This is a genomic window from Nocardia sp. NPDC101769 (genome assembly GCF_044766925.1).
Classification (GTDB): Bacteria; Actinomycetota; Actinomycetes; order Mycobacteriales; family Mycobacteriaceae; genus Nocardia.
Map to the genome: position 1 here is coordinate 21,903 of NZ_JBIWMX010000051.1, position 6,321 is coordinate 28,223.

General features: G+C 63.8%; 3 protein-coding genes. All 3 read left to right on the forward strand.

Annotation, left to right across the window (positions count from 1 at the left end):
• The first annotated feature begins 118 nt into the window (after positions 1–118).
• Genes ACIRRA_RS41960 through ACIRRA_RS41970 form a run of 3 tightly spaced genes read left to right on the forward strand, consistent with a single transcriptional unit; the run spans position 119 to position 6,275 of the window.
• On the forward strand, positions 119–502 hold the full coding sequence (locus tag ACIRRA_RS41960) for a hypothetical protein (protein WP_402780345.1): 384 nt from the start codon (positions 119–121) through the stop codon (positions 500–502).
• On the forward strand, positions 495–1,157 hold the full coding sequence (locus ACIRRA_RS41965; RefSeq protein WP_402780347.1) for a hypothetical protein: 663 nt from the start codon (positions 495–497) through the stop codon (positions 1,155–1,157). Before ACIRRA_RS41960 ends, ACIRRA_RS41965 begins: the two co-directional genes overlap by 8 nt.
• A complete protein-coding gene (locus ACIRRA_RS41970; protein ID WP_402780349.1) occupies positions 1,158–6,275 on the forward strand; it encodes a putative T7SS-secreted protein in 5,118 nt (1,705 codons plus the stop codon).
• Positions 6,276–6,321: the final 46 nt, after the last annotated feature.

The window sequence follows — 6,321 nt, forward strand, 5'->3', positions numbered from 1 at the left end:
CCTATCGGTCCAGTAGGTTGATCGCTGTTGTAGCTGGGGACGGCTGTAGGCTTCGGCTTACTGCTGTTTCGACGGGGGAACTGCCTGCAGGGGGGGACTTTCATTGGTCGGTGATGGTTTGGCCGTATTGCGTTCGGAGGTCGCGGCGTTCTATGCCGGGTTCGGTCAGCCGGAGCTGATGCGGCGAGCATTCGAGCAGGCCGTGGTGTTGGTCCCCGTGGCAGAGGGTGATCGCGTGCCGACGTTCCGGGTCGGGGAGATCGACTGGATCTGCGCGTTCACCGCCCGCGAGGAGTTCGCTCGGTTTATGGCGGCCCGCGGTGATGTCACACCTGACGGGGAGTATCGCTTCCAGTCGCTGTTGGGGAGTCGACTGCGCGAGTACGCGGCGGCACGACCCGAGCCCACCGGGATATCAATCGATTGTGTGGGTGTCGCGCCGATAGCGTTCGCGCCGGAGATCGTGGAAACCAATGTCGCCGAGGGGCAATCGCATGACTGATGGGTTGAAGGTCGAGCCGGCGGTGCTGACGCAGGCGGCGAATGGGATCAATTCGATCATCGGGCAGTTGTCTGATCTGGGGATCAAGGAGACGGGCGCAATGGGGCGCGGGTTTGCGCTGCTGGCGCTGACGTCGCTGCAAGCGGGTAAGGCGTCGGTGCAGTCGACGTTCGAGACGTTCTGTAACCGGTGGTCGTGGGGTGTGCGGTCGTTGGTGCAGTCGGCCAACACCATGGCCGAGGCGGTCGGACTAGCGGCTGGGCGATACCAGATGATGGATGAGCAGGCCAAGAACGCGCTCAAGGAGGCGTATTCACACCTGTTCTCCGATCCGAACCTGACCAAGGATCAGATCGACAAGCGGTCGCTGTCGGAAACCTTGTCCGACAACGGTTTCAACGCGCTCATGCACCCGGATTACAGCGCCCAATCGTTTCAGGACATGTCGGACAAGATGCGCCTGGACACGCAGGTCATCAAGACGGTCGGGCCACAGGCGGCAGCGAATATCGGCGCTCTCTCCAATCCCGCGACCATCGCGACCCCTTCGCCCGGCATGGCATCGCCGGGTTGGAACACGGGCGCACTACAGCAGGCGGCACAGATCCTGACTCCCGAGCAGGCCGGGCAGCAGGGCGGTAAGGGCGGCCGGTAGATGGGGATCGGCGACTGGTTCAACAATGTCGGGGACGCGATCGATGAGGCCGAGACCAAGGCGGGCTCGATCCTGGACAAGGGCGCACACACGGTCGCGGATTTCGCCCGCGACCACGGTGCGGGCGGGGTTGCCGATGCGATCGACGAGATCGGCGACCAGGTCGCGAACGTGCTGGGCGGGGAGATCGTCGAGAAGGAGCTCGGCCAGACCAAGGACAAGACCGAGCTCATCCACGGCGAGCCCTCGGCCATCCACGATGTCGTGGGCAAGCTGAAATCGATGTCGGCATCGATCGAGTCGACCGGGGACGCACTGCGCACCATTGACGTGGCGGACTGGACCGGTAAGGGCGCGAGCGCGTTTCACGCCGAGTTCGACAAGCAGCCCAAGGCGTGGTGGACCGCCGGGGATGCGTTCACCAAAGCGGCCGCGCACCTAGAAAACTGGTATTGGGCGTTGGAGACCGCGCAGGCCAAGGCCCAGAACGCGATCAACAAGTGGGAAGCGGCCGACAAGGAGGAGAAGTCGAAGAAGTCGGCGTGGAATGCGTTGTCTGACAAGGACAAGAAGCACACACCCCTGGTCGACACGTGGACAGCGATGCGCAACGAGGCACGCGCGATCCTGAAGAACGCCCGCTCTCAACGCGACACCATCGCCTCCCAGGTCGTCTCCGGCTTGCAAACCGAAACCCAGGAGGCGCCGACCGAGCCGCCGTTGTCGCAGCGGTTGTCCGCTGACTTCGACGATCTGAAAGGCGTCTACGACCACGGCAAGCTCAGCTTCGAAACCGGCCTGCTGACCAGCTTTTCCTCGATCGTGCAGTTCGCCCGCTCGACCGACATCCTCGACCCGTACAACATCTCGCATCCGGCCGCCTACTTCTCGCACATGGCCGATCTGGGCACCGGGATGGTCACCGCGGCTGCCGATCCGGGCACGGTGGTCGATGCGATGTTGTCGGACGCTCGGAAGAATCCGTTCGAGACCGGCGGCGCGATCACCGGCAACATCATCCTTACCGTGGCCACCGGCGGCGCGGGCACCGCACCCAAAATCGCCGCGGAAACGATGGAAGAGGTCACCAATACCGTCAGGGTGACCAAGGTCGCCACCGACGTGCTCGAGGACGCCCCGGGCGCTGTACCCAAGGGTGTGCCGCGCATCGAGGCACCCTCGATGCCCGGCCGCGCGGCCTCGACAGTCGATCGGCCTGTGGAACCCTCGGGCGGATCGGGAAACCCGTCGGCGACACGACCGAATGCCGTGCAGCCGGGGGCTTCCGCACCGCAGTCGCCGGGTGCCGCTGTGCCGAAGCCCGACGCGGCTGCTCCCGGCACTGCCGGGGCACCGGAAGGCGGGCCGGTAGCGGGTCCACATCCGGACGGTGCTGCCCCGCAGCCGCATCCGGCCGACACCCACCCCGGAACCACAGAGCCGAAGGGAGCCTCATCGGTCCAGGCCGATGCGCCGGCGCATTCCGATTCTGGTTCCCCACAACACAATCCCTCCGCAGAGCCGCGGCCCATGGACGGCACCCATGAGCCATCGCCAGCGGGTCCGCACACAGACCAACCGGGGCAACCCGGTCTCGCGACCGACCAACCAGGGCAACCGGGCGTGGCGACCGAGCGTGCGCCCGGTGACGGATCACCCGCGCCTCACTCGCAACCCGAGAACCTGAGGACAGACCCGGAACCGGGCCGGACCCACCCCGACTCGGAAACCCCCACCGTTCCTCGGAACGAGCCGAATTCTCCAGCGCCGCACAGCGAAACGCCACACTCGCCCGCTGGTGATGATCGCCAGCCCGCCGCGCAGCACGACCCTGCCCATCGTGGCGACCCGAACGGCACGCATTCCGGCGGGCAGGACCACCCGCAGCCGGAGCACGTAGCGCCCTCGCACGAACACCAGCCTGCGCCGGCGTCCGACGGGCACAACCCGAGTTTCGAAGACCATGCCGGTGCCGACCACCAGGCCCCGGATCACGCACGGACCGGAAATCCCGAAGACACCAGCCATCTGAAGGACAAGACCTGCACCGAGGATCCGGTCGACATCGCCACCGGAGCGTTCCTACTCCCGGAAACCGACATCGACCTACCCGGCGTACTGGGTCTGGTGCTGCGGCGAACTCACCGCTCCAGCTACGGATTCGGCCGCTGGTTCGGTCAGTCCTGGTCGGCAACACTGGACGCCCGTGTCATCGTCGACGGCAAGGGCGTCACTTTCGTGGGCGAGGACGGCGTCCTACTCGCATTCCCCCACGCCGATATCGGGGTGAGCGTCGAACCACTGGCCGGCGGCCGGAGTTGGACCCTGACTCGTACCGAGGCCGGCACCTACCAGGTGCGCGACCTGAACCAGGAACTGGTGTGGCACTTCGCACCTGAACCCGGTCTTGCCGGTCTCGATGCACGGTTGGGCAATCTCGCGGTGTCCGCGATCACCGACCGTCACCACAACCGCGTCCGATTCCATTACGACGGAGACGGTGTCCCGGTCGAGGTATCGCATTCCGGGGGCTATCGAATCGTGATCGACAGTGCCGCGGGACGTATCACGGGCTTGACCGTCATTGGCAGTGAGAGCACCGGAGCCGAGACCCGCACACGGGTGCGGGAATTCACCTATGACGCCGGGAATCTGGTCGGGGTGGCCAACGCTTTGGGCGCAACGACGCGCTACATCTATGACGAGCATGCGCGCATGGTGTCGTGGACCGATTCCAACAGCAACAGCATGGTCAACACCTACGACGAGGTCGGGCGGGTTATCTGCCAGCGCGGCACCGACGGAATGCTGAACTGCGATCTGGAATACGGCGACTTTCTCGACGGTACAGGGCGATTCACCTGCATCACCAACTCTCTTGGCGCGATGATCACACACGGTTTCGATCGCGACCTGCGGCTGCGCGATGTGGTCGACCCGGCAGGCGGGCACACCCATTTCGATTACAACGCCGAACGTGAACCGCTGAGAGTCGTAGCTGCGGACGGCACAACCACGCATTATGTCTACGCTGGGACCGGTGATCTGGCCCGGGTCGTTCGGCCGGACGGATCAACGATCAATATCGAGTATGCGCAACGGCGTCGGCCCGAGACGATCACCGATGTAGACGGTGGTGTACGTCGCCAGGAATGGGACGCGTCAGGAAACCTCGCCGCAGTCATCAGCGCAGGTGGCGTGCGTACCGATTACCGCTACCGCCCTGACGGCGCGGTCGCTGAGATCCGCGAATCGACCGGTGCGTGTACCCGCATCGAGGTTGACGCGACTGGACTGCCGATCACCGTAACCGATCCTAGCGGTGCCACTACCCACGTCGAGCGCGACTGTTTCGGCCGTCCCGTCCAGGTCACAAACCCGTTGGGCGCGGTGACCCGCTACGAATGGTCTCCGGCGGGAAAACTGTTGCGCCGCACCGATCCTGACGGCTATTCCGAGTCATGGAGCTGGGATGGCGAGGGCAATTTGCTCACCCACACCGACCGTGCGGATCACGTCACTTTCTTCGCTTACGGCGCGTTCGACCTGCTCGCCTCCCGCACTGATCCTGACGGATCGGTCACCCTTTACCACTGGGACACAGAACGACGGTTGATCGCCATCATCAACCCGCTCGGCCATACCTGGAGCTATCTATACGACCAGGCCGGTCGGCTCACCGCCGAAACTGACTACAACGATGCCACCACCCGCTACACCCACGACCACGCCGGACGCATCGCCAGCGTCACCGACGCGAACGGAAGCACCCGTCGGCACACGCATGATGTGCTCGGTCGGGTGACCGAGATCGTCGCTGACAGCGGCGAATGGTTGCGCTATCGCCTCGATGCCGCCGGGCGAACCCTCACTGCAACTTCTGGTGTTGGTGAAAACCCAATCCATACATTGGAGTTCAGTTACACCGTGACCGGCAAGCTGGCCTCGCAGCGGCTCGATGACCAGTCCGCAATGGAATTCGCCTACGACGCTCACGATCGGCGCATCGGCCGCACAATGCCGAGTGGTGCGTCCACCGCATGGCAATGGGACTACACAGGGCGCATCCGGGCCATGTCGACCGACGGACATCACATCACATTCGCCCATGACCCGGTCGGCCGACCGATCGGATGGCGTGTCGGCGAAATCGCTGTCAACCGAACCCTGTCCGACATCGGCCGCGTCACCGAACAACAAACGGTCGCATTCCCATGCTCCATCTTGAACCTCGATCCGACTCCGGTACCACGGCCGGACCCGCGAAACTTGCGTCAGGATGCCTTCGCTTACCGGCCCGATGGCTACCTCACCACGCATACAATCAGCCGCCCCGAAAGCCCACCGCAGCGGTGCGACTACGCGCTCGACGCAATTGGGCGGGTCACAGGGCTGTCACGCGATGGATCGCTGACCGCGGCATACTCCTACGACCCACTCAGCAACATCATCCGCGATGAAATGTCCAACGGCTCACCAACCACCGTCGTCGCCGATGCGGGCGCAATCGATTCACGCAGCACGGAATCCCCCGTCGAGCAGGGAAACTCGACAAGCAACCGCCGGGAATATCACCGGAACCTGTTGATCAGGAATGGGCGTACTCGGTACCACTACGATGCCTCGGGTCGACTCGTCCGCAAGGTCACAACGCGGATCTCACGCAAGCCAGAGATCTGGCAATACCGCTACAACGCTTTCGATCAACTCACCGATGTCCGTAAGCCTGACGGACAACGTTGGCGTTACACCTACGACGCCATCGGCCGCCGGACCACCAAGCAACACTTGGACTCCGATGGTATCGTCCTGCAACACGCCGACTTCGCCTGGGACGACACCTATCTCGTCGAACAGACCCTCGCCAAAACGACCACCCGTTGGCATTACCAACCAGCTTCGTACACGCCGATCTCTCAAACAACCGACGAGGCAACAGTCGACCGAGCTTTCTACGCCATCATCACCGATCTCGTAGGTACACCAACTGAACTCATCGACCCAGCCACGACAGAGGTAGTCGCTGAAGCAACTACGAGCCTTTGGGGTGGCACAACCTGGCAGGGCAGTGAGCCTTTTTCATCCTGTGCGAATGATGTTGAGGGGCAATGGATCTGATCTCGGCGTGCCTCCGCCGGATATGAGGAAGCCCCTGGTAGACAGC

What these genes read in the sequence shown, in the direction of transcription:
- ACIRRA_RS41965 (WP_402780347.1), top strand. Translation starts at nt 495, where the DNA reads ATGACTGATGGGTTGAAGGTCGAGCCGGCGGTGCTGACGCAGGCGGCG.
- ACIRRA_RS41970 (WP_402780349.1), top strand. Translation starts at nt 1,158, where the DNA reads ATGGGGATCGGCGACTGGTTCAACAATGTCGGGGACGCGATCGATGAG.